Raw genomic sequence first — 14,696 nt, forward strand, 5'->3', positions numbered from 1 at the left:
GCATCTTCTTCTACTGCGGCTTCACCCAGATCCTGTCCATGGGCCGCCGCAACAAAATGACCGGCGTGGCCGAGCAGTTCCAGTACATCCTGCGCGATGAATCGATGCACCTGAACTTCGGTATCGATGTGATCAACCAGATCAAAATCGAAAACCCACATTTGTGGGATGCCGAGATGAAGGAAGAAGCGACCCAGATGATCCTGCAAGGGACTCAGCTGGAGATTGAATATGCGCGGGATACCATGCCGCGCGGGGTGTTGGGCATGAACGCGGCGATGATGGAGGATTACCTCAAGTTCATCGCTAACCGTCGCCTGTCGCAGATTGGTTTGAAGGAAGAGTATCCGGGGACGACTAACCCGTTCCCTTGGATGAGCGAGATTATGGACTTGAAGAAAGAGAAGAATTTCTTTGAGACCCGTGTAATCGAGTATCAGACGGGTGGGGCGTTGAGCTGGGATTGATTAACAGCACAGATCCAAAGTGTGGAAGGGGGCTTGCCCCCGATAGCGGTGGTTCAGTTAAAGCATCTGTGACTGATACACCGCTATCGGGGGCAAGCCCCCTCCCACATTGGGAACGCCGTGTTCCATAAACTTTGTAAATTGCCCTTTATGCCCAATCAAACCATCAAGACGCCCTGCATAGGCCTGTGCTCCACCGTTTACGGGGACCTGGTCTGCCGAGGCTGCAAGCGTTATCACCATGAAGTAATCCAGTGGAATGGCTACAACGCCGAGGAAAAGCAGGCGGTGTGGCTGCGCCTTGAGCAGTTGCTGGTGCAGGTGATGGCCAGCAAGCTGGAAGTGTTCGACCCGCAGCGCCTGCGCCAGCAATTGGAAGACCGCAAGATTCGTTTTATGCCGCACCAGTCGCCGTATTGCTGGGCGTACCAGTTGATTGCCCGGGGCGCACGGGTGATTTCCAGGCTGGATGCGTATGGGTTGACGTTGTTGCCGGAGTTTCGCGAGCGCAGCCTGGCGGATTTGCGCGATGCGATTGACCGGGAGTTTTTCCTGCTGTCCGAGGCGCATTACGAACGGTATATCGCGCCGGGGTTTATACGCGAAGTGTTCGGCCAGCCCCTCATCGCCAGCAGTCTGTGACCGTCGTAGCAACTGCCGAGCCTTGGCGAGGCCCGGCAGCTGCTACGGAGGGATTAGCAGGCCCAGGAAGCTGCGCGATCCGTCTGCAAGCCATATCGCTCAATTGCCTGCTGGCATACCTGCCGCTCAAGGCTCCCCTGCTCCACCAACGCGCTAAGCGCCGCCAACACGATGTGATGCCGATCCACCTCGAAGAAATCGCGCAATGCCGCCCGTGTATCACTGCGACCAAACCCATCGGTGCCGAGCACGGTGTAGCTGGAGTCCAGATAGGACGCGATCATCTGCGGCACCGCACGGACGTAATCAGACACGGCAACCACTGGTGCACCTGTCGGCAGGCAGTCATTCAGGTGACTGGCGCGCTTGCCGGCCTGTGGATGCAGGCGGTTCCAACGCTCCACGTCCCGCGCCTCCCGCGCCAGTTCGCTGAAACTGGTGACGCTGTACACCTCGCTCGCCACGTGCCAATCCTCAGCCAGTAACCGCGCGGCGGCCTGGGCCTCACGCAGCAACGTCCCCGAACCGAGCAGGCGTACGCTGGCATCGGCGGCGCCTTCCAGGCGATACAGGCCCTTGATAATCGCCGCTTCCACGCCTTCGGGCAGGCTCGGCTGCGGGTAGTTTTCGTTCATCAGGGTCACGTAGTAGAACTCGTCCACATCCTGTTCCAGCATCTGGCGCATGCCGTGGTCGAGGATCACCGCAAACTCCCCGGCAAACGCCGGATCGTAGGCGCGGCAGTTGGGCACGGTGGCGGCGGTAAGATGGCTGCTGCCGTCTTGATGCTGCAAGCCCTCGCCGCCGAGGGTGGTACGCCCGGCCGTGGCGCCGAGCAGGAAACCACGGGCGCGCTGGTCGGCGGCGGCCCAGATCAGGTCACCGACGCGCTGGAAGCCGAACATCGAGTAATAGATGTAGAACGGCAACATGCGCAGGCCATGCACCGAGTAGCTGGTGGCCGCTGCCACCCAGGAACTGATGGCACTGGCTTCGCTGATGCCCTCTTCAAGAATCTGCCCGTCAGTGGCCTCGCGGTAGCTGAGGATCGAGCCGATGTCTTCCGGCTCATAGCGCTGGCCGACGCTGGAATAGATACCAATCTGCTTGAACAGGTTGGCCATGCCAAAGGTACGCGCCTCGTCCGCCACGATGGGCACGATGCGCGGGCCGAGCGCCTTGTCCTTGAGCAGGTTGGTCAGCATGCGCACGAAGGCCATGGTGGTGGACATTTCCTTGCCATCGGCCGCCGTGGCGAAACCGGCGTAACCGCTCACGGTCGGTACGTTCACCGGTGCTGCGGCCTGGCTACGGCTGGGCACATAACCGCCCAAGGCCGTGCGCCGCTGATGCAGGTAGCGCAACTCAAGGCTGTCATCCGTGGGTTTGAAGAAGCTCAGCGATTCGGCCTGCTCATCGCTCAGCGGCAACTGGAAGCGGTTGCGGAACGCGAGCAGCGCCTCGCGATCAAGCTTCTTCTGCTGGTGAGTGGTCATCCTGCCCTGCCCCGCCTCGCCCATGCCGAAGCCTTTTTTGGTCTGGGCCAGGATCACCGTAGGCTTGCCCTTGACCCGGCGCGCCGCGTGATAGGCGGCGTGGATCTTGACCATGTCATGGCCGCCACGCTTGAGGCGGTCGATCTGCTCATCGCTCAGGCCCTCGACCAGCTTGGCCAGCGCCTCGCTCTGGCCGAAGAAGTGCTCGCGGTTGTAGGCGCCATCCTTGGCGGCGAAGGTCTGGAACTGGCCGTCCACGGTGTTTGACAACGTGTTGACCAGTGAACCGTCGGCATCCTTGGCGAGCAAGGCGTCCCAGTCCGAACCCCAGACCAACTTGATCACGTTCCAGCCTGCACCCGCGAACAACGCTTCCAGTTCGTCGATGATCCGCCCGTTGCCACGTACCGGGCCGTCGAGGCGTTGCAGGTTGCAGTTGACCACCCAGGTCAGGTTGTCGAGGCCTTCGCGCGCGGCCAGGGTCAGGGCCGACATGCTTTCCGGCTCGTCCATCTCGCCGTCGCCGAATACCCCCCACACGTGGCGCTCGGCGGTGTCCTGCAGGCCGCGATGCTGCAGATAGCGCATGAAACGTGCCTGGAAAATCGAACTGATGGGGCCAATGCCCATGGAACCGGTGGGGAACTGCCAGAAGTCCGGCATCAACCACGGGTGCGGGTAGCTGGACAGCCCGCGCACGCCGGCCTTGGCGCCGCCGAGTTCCTGGCGATAGTGAGCCAGGTCGTCCTCGCTCAAGCGCCCTTCAAGGAAGGCGCGCGCATAAATGCCGGGGGCCGAATGCGGCTGGTAGAACACCAGGTCGCCGCCAAAGTCGTGATTGCGGGCGCGGAAAAAGTGGTTGAAGCCCACCTCGAACAAATCCGCCGCACTGGCGTAACTGGCAATGTGGCCACCGAGCTCGCCATACGCCTGGTTGGCCCGCACCACCATGGCCAGGGCGTTCCAGCGCACCAGCGAGGCCAGGCGCTCTTCGGTGGCCAGGTCGCCGGGAAACGCCGGTTGCTGCTCGACGCTGATGCTGTTGATGTAGGGCGTGCCGTGGCGGGGTTTCCAGTCGATAGGCGGGGCGCTGCCGTCGCGGGCCAGCAGGTCGAGGATCTGGCGTGCGCGCTCAGGGCCGGCATTGGCTACCAACGAAGCCAGGGCGTCGCGCCATTCGTCCAGCTCTTGTTGATCCTGGACTGTGTGATTCACTGCACTCGCGAAACCGTTCATGGGCACCTCCGGGCTTTTTTTCCAGTTTATGTCGGTACCGGAGGATTTTTTGCCTGTTATCAGGCGCAGTTCGCTGCATTTTGAGCATGAATCACTGCCCATCGGCATTTTCCCAGCACGTTGTGCTCAAACACCCCGAAACCCCACCATTGTGTTTAAAATGCCGCCCGCTCAATGACCGACGCTTAATGATGAACCCAGACGCACTCGCTACCCTGCATGCCCACCTGCTCACCGCCCTGGCCAGCGCCCCTGCCGAAACCCGGCGCCTGTTCCACGGCCGTGGCCGTTGCTGGCCGGGCCTGGAGCAATTGACCGTGGACTGGCTGCAAGGCGTGGTCCTGGTCGCGCTGTTCAAGGAGCCCGAAGCGACCCACCTGGATGCGTTGAAACAGCTGTTGATCGACTTCGACTGGGCCCAATTCGGCGCGCACACCGTGGCACTGCAACACCGCTACCTGCCGCAAAGCACCACCGAATGGCTGGTGGGCGCAGCCATCGACGAGTTGACCATCACCGAAGGCGGCCTGCGCTACCTGATCGACCTGGGCAAAAAGCAGAACAGCGGGTTGTTTCTCGATATGCGTTACGGCCGCAACTGGGTGCGCGAGCAGGCCAAGGGCCAGCGCGTGCTCAACCTGTTTGCCTACACCTGCGGGTTCTCGGTCGCGGCCATCGAGGGCGGCGCCAGCCACGTGGTAAACCTGGACATGGCCCGTGGCGCCCTGAGCCGGGGCCGCGATAACCACCGCCTGAACGGTCATGACCTGAGCAAGGTCACCTTCCTCGGCCACGACCTGTTCAAATCCTGGGCCAAGGTCACCCACAGCGGCCCCTACGACCTGGTGATCATCGACCCGCCGTCCTTCCAGAAAGGCAGTTTCCTGCTGACCAAGGACTACCAGCGCGTGTTGCGTCGCCTGCCGGATTTGCTCACGGCCCAGGGCACTGTCCTGGCGTGCATGAACGATCCGGCCTTTGGCGAAGACTTCCTGATCGACGGCGTCACCCGCGAAGCACCGGGCCTGCGCTTTATCGAACGGCTGCAAAACCCGCCGGAATTTCCGGATATCGACGCGCAAAGTGGCTTGAAGGCGCTGGTGTTCCGCCAAGGCTGATGCCGAAACGTCCTACGCTTGCTACGCTAAGAGATACACCGGGTGGTGAACCTTATCCCCCCCTTCCCGGTCGATACCTGCATCCCCCGGCCAGACTCGACGGCGTTACGTCGTCGGCTGCCCCGTTTCACCTTTTGGAGAACCGCCCGTGATATCGACCCTGCATGTAGCCAGAATCAAAGCCTGGGGCGCCCACGGCTTTACCGCCACCGGTGTGGTATTGGCCTTCCTGGCCACCCTGGCGTTGCTGGAAAACTCACCCAAGGCCTGCCTGCTCTGGCTGGGCCTGGCACTGGTGGTAGACGGCGTCGATGGCTCCCTGGCACGACGGGTGAATGTCAGCACCGTACTGCCCAGCTTTGACGGCTCGGTATTGGACCTGGTGATCGACTACCTCACCTATGTGTTTATCCCGGCACTGTTTATCTATCGCTATATCGACCTGCCGGACTTTACCCACCTGTTCACGGTGTCGGTGATCCTGGTGTCATCGCTGTTCTGCTTCTGCAACGTGAACATGAAGAGCAAGGACAACTACTTCGTCGGCTTCCCTGCCGCCTGGAACGTAGTGGCCTTGTGTGTGTACATCATCCAGCCGGCCGCCTGGGTCACCTTGCTGACGGTGATCGGCCTGGCCCTGCTGACCGTGACGCCGATGAAGTTCCTGCACCCGTTTCGGGTCAAGCGGTTCATGCCGATCAATATCGCAGTGACCACCATCTGGTTGCTGTGCAGCTTTTTGATGGTGGTGGATTATCCCAACACCAACCCGTGGACGTTTGGGTTGTGGTCGGTGATGTCGGCGTATTTCCTCGGGATTTGCGTATGGCGCACGGCGCTGGAGTGGATGGGGACTCACAAATAGCCAACTGACACACCGTGGGCAAAATGTGGGAGGGGGCTTGCTCCCGATGGCGTACTTTGGGCCGACCATTTTTTTGGATCAGACAGGGTACATATCCGTTGCTGCGGTAACGGCTGCCTATGGTTCCGCCCTTACGGCGGCTCACTTTTGGAAAGGCCCAAAAGTAAGCAAAAGGCCTTCGCCCCACCACTCGGCACCTCGCCCAGGCTCGGTGTGCCCGTAATCCGACAGTGATTTGGGGGGCCGCCGCCACGCGCCATCCATGGCGCGGGGCGGCTAAACCGGCATCCCTGCCGGTTTACCCCCCAAATCACTATCGAATTCCGGCCAGCGTGGTTAACGGGGCGCCTGAGATCAAGATCAAAAGCCAGAGCCAGAGCCAGAGCCAGAGCAGATCAAAAGATTGCTGACTTCGTCAGCGGTTAAGGAAGTAGAAGCCACACCGCCCCGCACGCTTCAATAATCAGGTCGGCTTTAAGGCCGCCTCGCTTTGTTTTTGATCTGGAATCGCCCCGTCAAACACGCTGGCCGAACGCAGGCTTTGGAGCGTGGGTAACCCGGCAGGACGCCGGGTTAGCCGCGCTGGGCCATGGATGGCCCATCGCGGCGGCCCACGCTCCAAAGCCGGAGTGAGGGCACACCGAGCCTAAGCGAGGTGCCGAGTGTTGGGGCGAGGACCTTTTGCTTACTTTTGGGTCCCTCCAAAAGTGAGCCGCTGTAAGAGCGGAACCATAGGCAGCCGTTACCGCAGCAACGGATATGTACTCACCCAAACCCCAAAAAACGGTCGGCCCGAAGGCCGCCACGGAAGCAAGCCACCTCCCATATTTGGTTCTGCGTACATCAGGCAGGTAAGATGGCAACCCTTCGCACAGCGCCTTGCTGCGCACTGCCAAATATAAGCCCTGCCCAATGCCTTTCGAACTCAGCGTAGACCTCACCACCCTCGCCATTCTCGCCGTCGTGGCCTTTATCGCCGGGTTTATCGATGCCATCGCCGGCGGCGGCGGCCTGCTTACCACCCCGGCGCTGCTCACCGCAGGGATGCCGCCCCACCTGGTACTGGGCACCAACAAACTCAGCTCCACCTTCGGCTCGGCCACGGCCAGTTTCACCTTCTATCGTCGCAAGCTGTTCCACCCGCGCCAGTGGGTACATGCGATCGTCGGCACGTTGATCGGTGCATTGGCCGGTGCGGTGGTTGCCCATTACCTGCCCGCCGAAACCCTGAACAAAATGCTCCCGGTGATCGTATTCGGTTGCGGCGTGTATTTGCTGTTCGGTGGCACGCCCAAGGCGCCGCTGGACGCCGACGCGCCGATCAAGAAGAAATGGCAAGGCACCCAGGGTTTTGGCCTGGGCTTCTATGACGGCGTGGCCGGCCCCGGTACCGGTGCGTTCTGGACCGTGAGCACGATGCTGCTGCACCCCATCGACCTGGTGAAGGCCAGCGGCGTGGCGCGCAGCATGAACTTCGTCAGCAACGCGGCGGCGCTGTCGGTGTTTATCTTCAACGGCTCGGTGGACTGGATCGTCGGCCTGGCGATGGGCATTTCGGTGATGTGTGGCGCGTTCTTTGGCGCCCGCAGCGCGATCAGCGGCGGCGCCAAATTCATTCGCCCGGTGTTTATCACCGTGGTCCTCGGCCTGACCGTGCGCCTAGCCTGGCAGCACTGGTTCAGCGTGGCCTAGGCGGCGGGCCAGGTAGAGGTCGATCAGGTAGCGCGCAATCGAGCGTGATGCCGGCAACGGCGGCAGGTCGTGGATGCTGAACCATTGCGCGTCTTCGATCTCGTCGGCCTGGGGCACGATGTCGCCACCGGCGTACTCGGCATGGAAGCCCAGCATCATCGAATGGGGGAACGGCCAGCACTGGCTGCCCATGTACTGGATGTTCCTGACCTCCACCTGCACTTCTTCACGCACCTCGCGGACCAGGCAGTCTTCGGCCGACTCACCCGGCTCGGCAAAGCCCGCCAAGGTGCTGTAGACCCCGGGGACAAAACGCGGCGAGCGCGCCAGCAGGATCTCGTCGCCACGGGTCACCAGCACGATCATGCTCGGCGAAATCCGTGGGTAGCTGCGCAGGTCGCAGGCCTGACAATACATCGCCCGCTCCCGTGGCACCTGGACCATGGCCTGGCCGCAACTGCCGCAGAACCGATGCTCGCGCGCCCAGGTGCCGATCTGCGCGGCGTAGCCCAGCACTTTGTACAGGGTGTGATCACCTTGCAGCATGAAGCCGCGCAGGCCCTGCCAGCTGCAACCTTGCACTTCGCCCGCCGAATCGAGCTCCAGCAGGTACACCGGCTCACCGTCGAGGTGGCCGATGCCGTGTTCGGCAAACACCGAAAGGTCCTGGCGCTTGAGCCATTCCCGGGGGAACAGCGGGCCATTGGCGTCATGCAAAAAGCCGTCGCGGCTGCGGGCAACGGCCCAGCCGCCGGGGGCGTCGTTGTCCAGCAGCGTTGTGGTAATCCAGCCTGGGGTCATGTCAGTCAATCCACGAATTCGGGTTTCTGCTTACTCATATGGGCCGCGATGGCCACGCGCAGGTCGTTGGATTGCAACATAGCCGAGTTCCAGGTGGCAACGTATTCCAGACCGTCATTGACCGTGTGGTCACGCATGTAGCTGATCATGGCTTTGGTGCCGGTGACCGCAATCGGCGACTTGGCGGCGATTTCACGGGCGATGTCCATCACGCCGGCCAACAGGCTTTCCTGATCGGCATACACGCGATTGACCAGGCCGATGCTGCGCGCCTCCTCGGCGCCAAACTGGCGACCGGTGTAGGCCAGCTCACGCAGCATGCCGTCGCCGATGATGCGTGGCAGGCGTTGCAGGGTGCCGACGTCGGCGGCCATGCCAATGTCGATTTCCTTGATCGAGAATTGCGCGTCTTCGGCGGCGTAGCGCATGTCGCAGGCGCTGATCAGGTCGATGGCGCCACCGATGCAGTAACCCTGGATCGCCGCCAGTACCGGCTTGCGGCAGTTGTCGACGGCGTTGAACGAAGCTTGCAGCTCGAGGATCTTGCGGCGCAGCAGGCGTGCATTGCGGCCTACATCCTTGCCGAAGTCATTGGCCACCGAGGCCAGCATCATCAGGTCGATGCCAGAGGAAAAATGCTTGCCGGCACCGCTGAGCACCACCGCGCGTACGGCATCGGTGTCTTCAATCCACTGGAAGATGTCGATAATCTCGGTCCAGAACGCGGCGTTCATGGCGTTGATCTTTTCCGGGCGGTTGATCTGCACATGGGCAACGTTGCCGGTGAGTTCGACGACGAAAGCTTGGTATTCGGACATGGCAGTGATCCCTGGCTGGCGAGTGATAAGGCCCGAACTATAACAAGGGTGCACCACGGCGCATCGGCCAAAAGCGGGACTGGCAATGGGGATGGAAAAGACACTGGATAAAAGCCCCGGCACACGCCATCCTTCGCGCTTTGAGCCGCCCCATCAGCGGCGTTCGACGTTTAAAGGATATGCCCATGCACGCCCAACCCCTCGCCCCCACCGATTTCGAATTCATCGAAGAGACGCTGTTGAAATACGGCGACGACCATTCGGTGCTGAACCTGGCCGAACTCGACGGTTACTTCACCGCGTTGGTGTCCAGCCCCGCGCAGGTCGATATTGCAGAGTGGTTCCCGGCGATCTGGGGTGGGCAGAACCCGGAGTGGGAAAGCGCCGAAGAGGCCCAGCAGTTCCTGGACCTGTGCGTGCGTCATATCAACCTGCTGGCCGCGCAACTGGCGACTGACGCCGAGGGCTTCAAGGCGCGTTTCGATGAAACCGAACATCAGGGCCAGGACGTGACCCTCGCCGAAGAGTGGTGCTTTGGCTATATCCGTGGCGCCGCTATCGGCAACTGGCCGGAACTGCCGGCCGAACAGGCCGCACGGTTGGAAAAAATCTCCTGGTGCGCCGAGCAGGACAATTTCGAACTGCCGGCGGACCTGGATGTACAGGCACATCAACAGCGGGTCAGCGAGATCGAGCCAGCGGCGCGAGCGTTACATGATTACTGGTTGAGCAAGCGCTAAACCTCGACAAGCACCGCACCTTTGGCCGATTATTCGGGTCCGCCCGTCGGCCACTCCGTACCACCTTGCCTTGATCAGGAGCCTTGTACCTTGAGTTCGCAGAAAACCGTGACCGTTACACCGCCCAACTTCCCCCTGAATGGCAAGGTCGCGCCCCCCGGCTCCAAATCCATTACCAACCGTGCCCTGCTGCTGGCCGCCCTGGCCAAGGGCACCAGCCGCCTGAGCGGCGCCTTGAAGAGCGATGACACCCGGCATATGTCGGTGGCCCTGCGCCAGATGGGCGTGACCATTGACGAGCCGGACGACACCACCTTCGTGGTCACCGGCACCGGCAAGCTGCAACTGCCCGCGCAGCCGCTGTTCCTTGGCAATGCCGGCACCGCGATGCGCTTCCTGACGGCCGCCGTGGCTACCGTGCAAGGCACCGTGGTACTGGACGGCGACGACTATATGCAAAAACGCCCGATCGGCCCGCTGCTGGCCACCCTCGGCCAAAACGGTATCCAGGTCGACAGCCCGACCGGTTGCCCACCGGTGACGGTGCACGGCGTGGGCAAGGTCCAGGCCAAGCGTTTCGAGATCGACGGCGGCTTGTCCAGCCAGTATGTCTCGGCCCTGTTGATGCTGGCCGCATGCGGCGAAGCGCCGATTGAAGTGGCCCTGACCGGCAAGGACATCGGCGCCCGTGGCTACGTGGACCTGACCCTGGACTGCATGCGGGCCTTCGGCGCCCAGGTCGATGTGGTCGACGACACCACCTGGCGTGTGGCCCCCACCGGCTATACCGCCCATGATTACCTGATCGAACCCGACGCCTCCGCCGCCACCTACTTGTGGGCTGCCGAAGTGTTGACCGGTGGCCGCATCGACATCGGCGTCGCCGCGCAGGCCTTCACCCAGCCGGACGCCAAGGCCCAGGCCGTGATCGCCCAGTTCCCGAATATGCAGGCCACCGTGGTGGGTTCGCAGATGCAGGACGCAATCCCGACCCTGGCGGTGCTGGCCGCCTTCAACAACACCCCGGTGCGTTTCACTGAGCTGGCCAACCTGCGGGTCAAGGAATGTGATCGCGTACAGGCGCTGCATGACGGCCTCAATGAGATCCGTCCGGGCCTCGCCACCATTGAAGGCGACGACTTGCTGGTCGCGGCCGACCCTGCACTGGCCGGCACGTCGTGCAATGCACTGATCGACACCCACGCCGACCACCGCATCGCCATGTGCTTTGCCCTGGCGGGGCTGAAAGTCTCGGGGATCCGCATTCAGGACCCGGACTGCGTGGCCAAGACCTATCCTGGTTACTGGAAGGCCCTGGGCAGCCTTGGGGTCGCGTTGAGCTACTGATTCACCGGCGTCGGAATGGGGAGGTAAGGATCATGACAATTCGCCAACCCTGCCCACCCGGCGCCTGTGTCTGCGAGCGTGAACAACTGCTGGACGCCCCCGGCGCCGACCTGCGTATCCTCAGCCTGACGCGCCAGGAAGAAAAACGCCTGATCGAGCGCCTTGAAAACCTGCAAAGCCTGCAGGACCTGGAGCGCATGCAACAGCGGATGCATGAGCTATTGGGCATTCGCGTGCATGTCGCGCCGGGGCACACCGAGGTCAAGAGCATGCGCGGCATCCAGATCGTCATCGACGAACTGCCAGGCATGTGCCGCAAGACCCGGCAATCGATCCCGGCGGCGATTCGTCGGGGCCTGGAGAAAAACCCGGAAATTGCCTACCGCCTGCTGGACGCCCACGACCTGTTTCGCGAAGGTTGAATCAACCGGCAACCGTCTCGGCCTCGAACAATCGCTGCCCCACCGCCTTGGCCGTTTGCAGATGCGCGGTCGCCGCGCCATCTTCCGACTCCAGCAACAACGCCGACGTCACCACCTTCGCCCCGCAGTAATCAAAGATCCCGTAGTCGATCTGCGTGCGCATCGCCTTGGCGTAGCCGTGTCGGTCAAACGCGCTTTGATCGGCACCACCCAGGGCCAACAGGTGCACCTGCAAGTGCCGCAGTTTTTTCACCACGGGCATGTCCGGGCCGTAATCGATTGCCCAGCCGTTGACGAACACACGGTCGACCCAGCCCTTGAGCAATGCTGGCAGCGACCACCAGTAGATCGGGAACGCCAGCACCAGCGCATCGGCGCGGTCCAGCCGCGCCTGTTCGGCCAGCACGTCGGCGGGGGGCGTGGCGCGGGAGCGGTGTACGAGGTGGTCGGCGGCGGTGTAGCGCGGGTCGAAGCCTTCGGCGGCGAGGTCGGCGATTTCGAAGCTGTGGCCCGCGGCAGTCAGCCCGGCAGCCACCTGCGCGGCCACGGCGTGAGTAAGGGACAGTGGGTCGTGATGGGCAACGACGATGAGTGCGTGCATGACTTTGACTCCCTTTCGGTTTAAGCTACTTTTAGTAAGTTACTGCCGATAAGTTACTTTTGGTATATAAGCATGTCAAGCCCCGAATCCCCTGCCCCACGCCGTCGCCTGTCCCGTGAAGATCGTCTGCGCCAATTATTGGAGGTGGCCTGGCAGCTGGTGCGCGAGGAAGGCACCGAAGCCCTGACCCTGGGCCGCCTGGCGGAACTGGCAGGCGTCACCAAGCCGGTGGTCTACGACCATTTCGTCACCCGCGCCGGGCTGCTCGCCGCGCTGTATGAAGACTTCGACGGGCGCCAGACCCAGGTGTTTGCCGAGGCCCTCGACGCCAGCAGCGCGACCTTGGAAGAACGCGCCGGGGTGATTGCCTCGTGTTATGTCGATTGTGTGTTATTGCAGGGCCGGGAAATTCCGGGGGTGATTGCGGCACTGAGCAGCTCGCCGGAGCTGGAAGCGCTCAAGCGTAAATACGAGGCGATCTTTCTCGACAAATGCCGCGCCGCGCTGGCGCCCTTTGGCCAGGTATCACAGGCAGGATTACGGGCTATGCTGGGGGCGGCGGAAGCGTTGTCCCATGCTGCGGCCAGTGGCGAAATCAGCCGTGAAGAGGCGCAAGAGGAACTATTGGCAACCATCCTGGCAATGATCAACCGCGCACGGCGCTGAAGACTGAAGACGCTTCTGTGGCGAGCGGGCTTGCCCCGCGTTGGGCTGCGTAGCGGCCCCAAAAAAAACGGGAGCGCTGCGCACTCCAACGCGGGGCAAGCCCGCTCGCCACAACAAGCCAACTCGGCACAAGTGCAGGCACGCAGGCTAACGCCCTGCCACAAACAACTGGACCTTGCGCGCCAGGTGATCCAGGTGCCGATCGCGCTGTTTCTCGGCATCCACCATCGCCCGCTTGCCGTGTTTTTGCAGCAGGTAGGTATGGATCTGCCGTACCTCCAGCGAGCTGTAGATCGGCGCCACGTCCAACACCCCCATCAAGCCGTCGGTGCCGTAGTCGCGCGTATTCATCAGCACTTGGGTGCCCCGCGCACCACGCACTTGAAAGCCCATGGCCTCAAAGGCCGGCACCTTCTCCACGGCACACGCCAACTCGGCATGGGGATAGCGCGCCAGCACGTCCGCTATCATCCCGCGCGCCACGCCCTGGCGTCGGAAACCCGCCTGCACCGCCATAAAGGCGATGCCACAGGCTTCAGGATCATCTTTCACCGGCAGGTACAGGCAAAAGCCAATCACCTGTTCCTCAACCATCGCCACGATCAGCTCAACGGCAATCCCCTTCGACCCGCCCACTGCCTCCAGGTACAGGTGCACCTCAAAGCCGATGGCGTATTGGTAGATGTTGTAGAGCACGTTGCTCGGCGGCAGCGCGACGCTGCTGATGTCGGTGAGGTTATCCACCACCATCTGCAGGATCTGCGCATTGATGGGCTCGGGGCACGGTGTGGTGTAGCGGGTAAGGCTGAACATGCAGATTCCTGGGGTTTCGCGTCAAGACAGCGGCGATTGTACCTGTTGCAGGCCGCTCATTGCCCGCACACCTCACGCAAGCATCCGCGCAACCAGCGGTGAGCCAGGTCGGCATCCAGACGCGGATGCCAGAGCATCGCCACGGTGAAGGGTGGCAGTGTCAGCGGCAACGCGAAGCTATGCAGGCCTTCGCGCTGGTGGGCGGTATAGCGTTCGGGCACGCTGGCGATCAGGTCGGTGTCGCGGGCCAGGGCAATGGCCGTGGCGAACCCGGCGACGATGGTGCTGATCTGCCGGGTGAGGCCCAACGCCTGCAAGGCATCGTCGACCTGGCCGCGCGCCCGCCCACGGCGGGACACGTAGACATGCCGACCTTCGGCGAAACGCTGGGCACTCACCTCGCCCTGGCTGAGCGGATGGCCGCTGCGTACCACGCCCACCAGGCGGTCGCGGAACAGCGCCTGGGTCAGCACTTCGGGGCTGGCGGTGGGATCCACCACGCCGGTCTCCAGGTCGACGCTACCCTCGCGCAGCAGCGTGCTGTCCTTGTCGGTTCTGCTCACGAAACGCAGGCGTATGCCGGGCGCCTCGCGTGCGATGCGCGCCAGCAACGCGGGGCCGAAGTTCTCCACGAATTCTTCGCTGGTGCGCAAGGTGAAGGTGCGCGCCACCTGGGCCAGGTCCAGGGATTGGGCCGGGCGCAGCACCGCGTGGGCATCCTGCACCAGGCGGCTGACCTGCTCACGCAACGCCAGCGCGCGCGGCGTCGGCACCAGCCCGCGCCCCGCGCGCACCAACAGCGGATCGCCGGTGGTTTCACGCAGGCGCGCCAGCGCACGGCTCATGGCCGAGGGGCTCAACTGCAAGCGTTTCGCCGCGCGGGCGACACTGCCTTCGGCCAGCAAGACATCCAGGGTGATCAGCAAATTGAGATCGGGCATCGGCGCTCCTTATCAGGCGTTTGACGCAGGT

The 14,696-nt window shown here is 62.6% G+C and carries 15 protein-coding genes; 9 read left to right on the forward strand and 6 right to left on the reverse strand.

Features of this window, described 5'->3' with window-relative positions; all coding sequences use genetic code 11:
• Both FIV39_RS27505 and FIV39_RS27510 read left to right on the forward strand, forming a co-directional pair.
• The coding region (locus FIV39_RS27505; RefSeq protein WP_146371599.1) for a ribonucleotide-diphosphate reductase subunit beta at positions 1–467 on the forward strand (467 nt) is incomplete at its 5' end.
• Positions 468–617: 150 nt separating this feature from the next.
• Entirely contained in the window at positions 618–1,109 is a 492-nt protein-coding gene (locus tag FIV39_RS27510; protein WP_090404988.1) for a DUF1289 domain-containing protein, read from the forward strand.
• 53 nt (positions 1,110–1,162) lie between these two features.
• On the opposite strand, the gene mdeB is transcribed toward FIV39_RS27510, so the two are convergent.
• Positions 1,163–3,841 (reverse strand): alpha-ketoglutarate dehydrogenase, encoded by a 2,679-nt coding sequence (mdeB, locus tag FIV39_RS27515; RefSeq protein ID WP_090404992.1) that lies wholly within the window; start codon positions 3,839–3,841, stop codon positions 1,163–1,165.
• A gap of 191 nt (positions 3,842–4,032) precedes the next feature.
• Here mdeB and FIV39_RS27520 point away from each other — a divergent pair, with 191 nt between their 5' ends.
• The 3 genes from FIV39_RS27520 to FIV39_RS27535 all read left to right on the forward strand — a co-directional run bounded on the left by FIV39_RS27520 (position 4,033) and on the right by FIV39_RS27535 (position 7,516).
• Positions 4,033–4,959 carry a class I SAM-dependent methyltransferase gene (locus FIV39_RS27520; protein ID WP_090410019.1) on the forward strand — a complete coding sequence of 309 codons (927 nt, stop codon included), beginning with the start codon at positions 4,033–4,035 and terminating at the stop codon, positions 4,957–4,959.
• Between the two features lie 148 nt (positions 4,960–5,107).
• The gene (gene pcsA, locus FIV39_RS27525) at positions 5,108–5,824 is read left to right on the forward strand and encodes a phosphatidylcholine synthase (RefSeq protein ID WP_090404995.1); all 717 of its coding nucleotides are present in this window, start codon (positions 5,108–5,110) and stop codon (positions 5,822–5,824) included.
• Between the two features lie 912 nt (positions 5,825–6,736).
• Positions 6,737–7,516 carry a TSUP family transporter gene (locus FIV39_RS27535; RefSeq protein ID WP_090405005.1) on the forward strand — a complete coding sequence of 260 codons (780 nt, stop codon included), beginning with the start codon at positions 6,737–6,739 and terminating at the stop codon, positions 7,514–7,516.
• Here FIV39_RS27535 and nudC read toward each other — a convergent pair.
• Positions 7,484–8,317, reverse strand: coding sequence for an NAD(+) diphosphatase (nudC, locus tag FIV39_RS27540; RefSeq protein WP_146371658.1), 834 nt, complete (start codon positions 8,315–8,317; stop codon positions 7,484–7,486). The two genes, FIV39_RS27535 and nudC, sit on opposite strands and share 33 nt — an antisense overlap.
• Before the next feature lie 5 nt (positions 8,318–8,322).
• Positions 8,323–9,135: a crotonase/enoyl-CoA hydratase family protein gene (locus FIV39_RS27545; protein ID WP_090405011.1), complete on the reverse strand. Its 813-nt coding sequence runs from the start codon at positions 9,133–9,135 to the stop codon at positions 8,323–8,325.
• Positions 9,136–9,320: 185 nt separating this feature from the next.
• On the opposite strand from FIV39_RS27545, the gene FIV39_RS27550 reads away from it, so the two are divergent.
• The 3 genes from FIV39_RS27550 to FIV39_RS27560 all read left to right on the forward strand — a co-directional run bounded on the left by FIV39_RS27550 (position 9,321) and on the right by FIV39_RS27560 (position 11,644).
• Positions 9,321–9,875: a UPF0149 family protein gene (locus FIV39_RS27550; protein WP_090405014.1), complete on the forward strand. Its 555-nt coding sequence runs from the start codon at positions 9,321–9,323 to the stop codon at positions 9,873–9,875.
• Between the two features lie 90 nt (positions 9,876–9,965).
• Entirely contained in the window at positions 9,966–11,222 is a 1,257-nt protein-coding gene (gene aroA, locus FIV39_RS27555; protein ID WP_090405017.1) for a 3-phosphoshikimate 1-carboxyvinyltransferase, read from the forward strand.
• Between the two features lie 32 nt (positions 11,223–11,254).
• Positions 11,255–11,644 (forward strand): hypothetical protein, encoded by a 390-nt coding sequence (locus FIV39_RS27560; protein WP_090405020.1) that lies wholly within the window; start codon positions 11,255–11,257, stop codon positions 11,642–11,644.
• 1 nt (position 11,645) lies between these two features.
• Here FIV39_RS27560 and FIV39_RS27565 read toward each other — a convergent pair whose 3' ends face one another.
• Positions 11,646–12,245, reverse strand: coding sequence for an NAD(P)H-dependent oxidoreductase (locus FIV39_RS27565; RefSeq protein ID WP_090405023.1), 600 nt, complete (start codon positions 12,243–12,245; stop codon positions 11,646–11,648).
• 72 nt (positions 12,246–12,317) lie between these two features.
• On the opposite strand from FIV39_RS27565, the gene FIV39_RS27570 reads away from it, so the two are divergent.
• A complete protein-coding gene (locus FIV39_RS27570; RefSeq protein ID WP_090405026.1) occupies positions 12,318–12,911 on the forward strand; it encodes a TetR/AcrR family transcriptional regulator in 594 nt (197 codons plus the stop codon).
• 147 nt (positions 12,912–13,058) lie between these two features.
• On the opposite strand, the gene FIV39_RS27575 is transcribed toward FIV39_RS27570, so the two are convergent.
• Together FIV39_RS27575 and FIV39_RS27580 are read right to left on the reverse strand one after the other, a co-directional pair.
• The gene (locus FIV39_RS27575; protein WP_090405029.1) at positions 13,059–13,724 is read right to left on the reverse strand and encodes a GNAT family N-acetyltransferase; all 666 of its coding nucleotides are present in this window, start codon (positions 13,722–13,724) and stop codon (positions 13,059–13,061) included.
• A gap of 56 nt (positions 13,725–13,780) precedes the next feature.
• Positions 13,781–14,665: a LysR family transcriptional regulator gene (locus FIV39_RS27580; RefSeq protein WP_090405031.1), complete on the reverse strand. Its 885-nt coding sequence runs from the start codon at positions 14,663–14,665 to the stop codon at positions 13,781–13,783.
• Between the last annotated feature and the right edge of the window lie 31 nt (positions 14,666–14,696).

This window comes from Pseudomonas grimontii (genome assembly GCF_007858185.1).
In the GTDB taxonomy this organism is placed as follows: Bacteria; Pseudomonadota; Gammaproteobacteria; order Pseudomonadales; family Pseudomonadaceae; genus Aquipseudomonas; species Aquipseudomonas grimontii.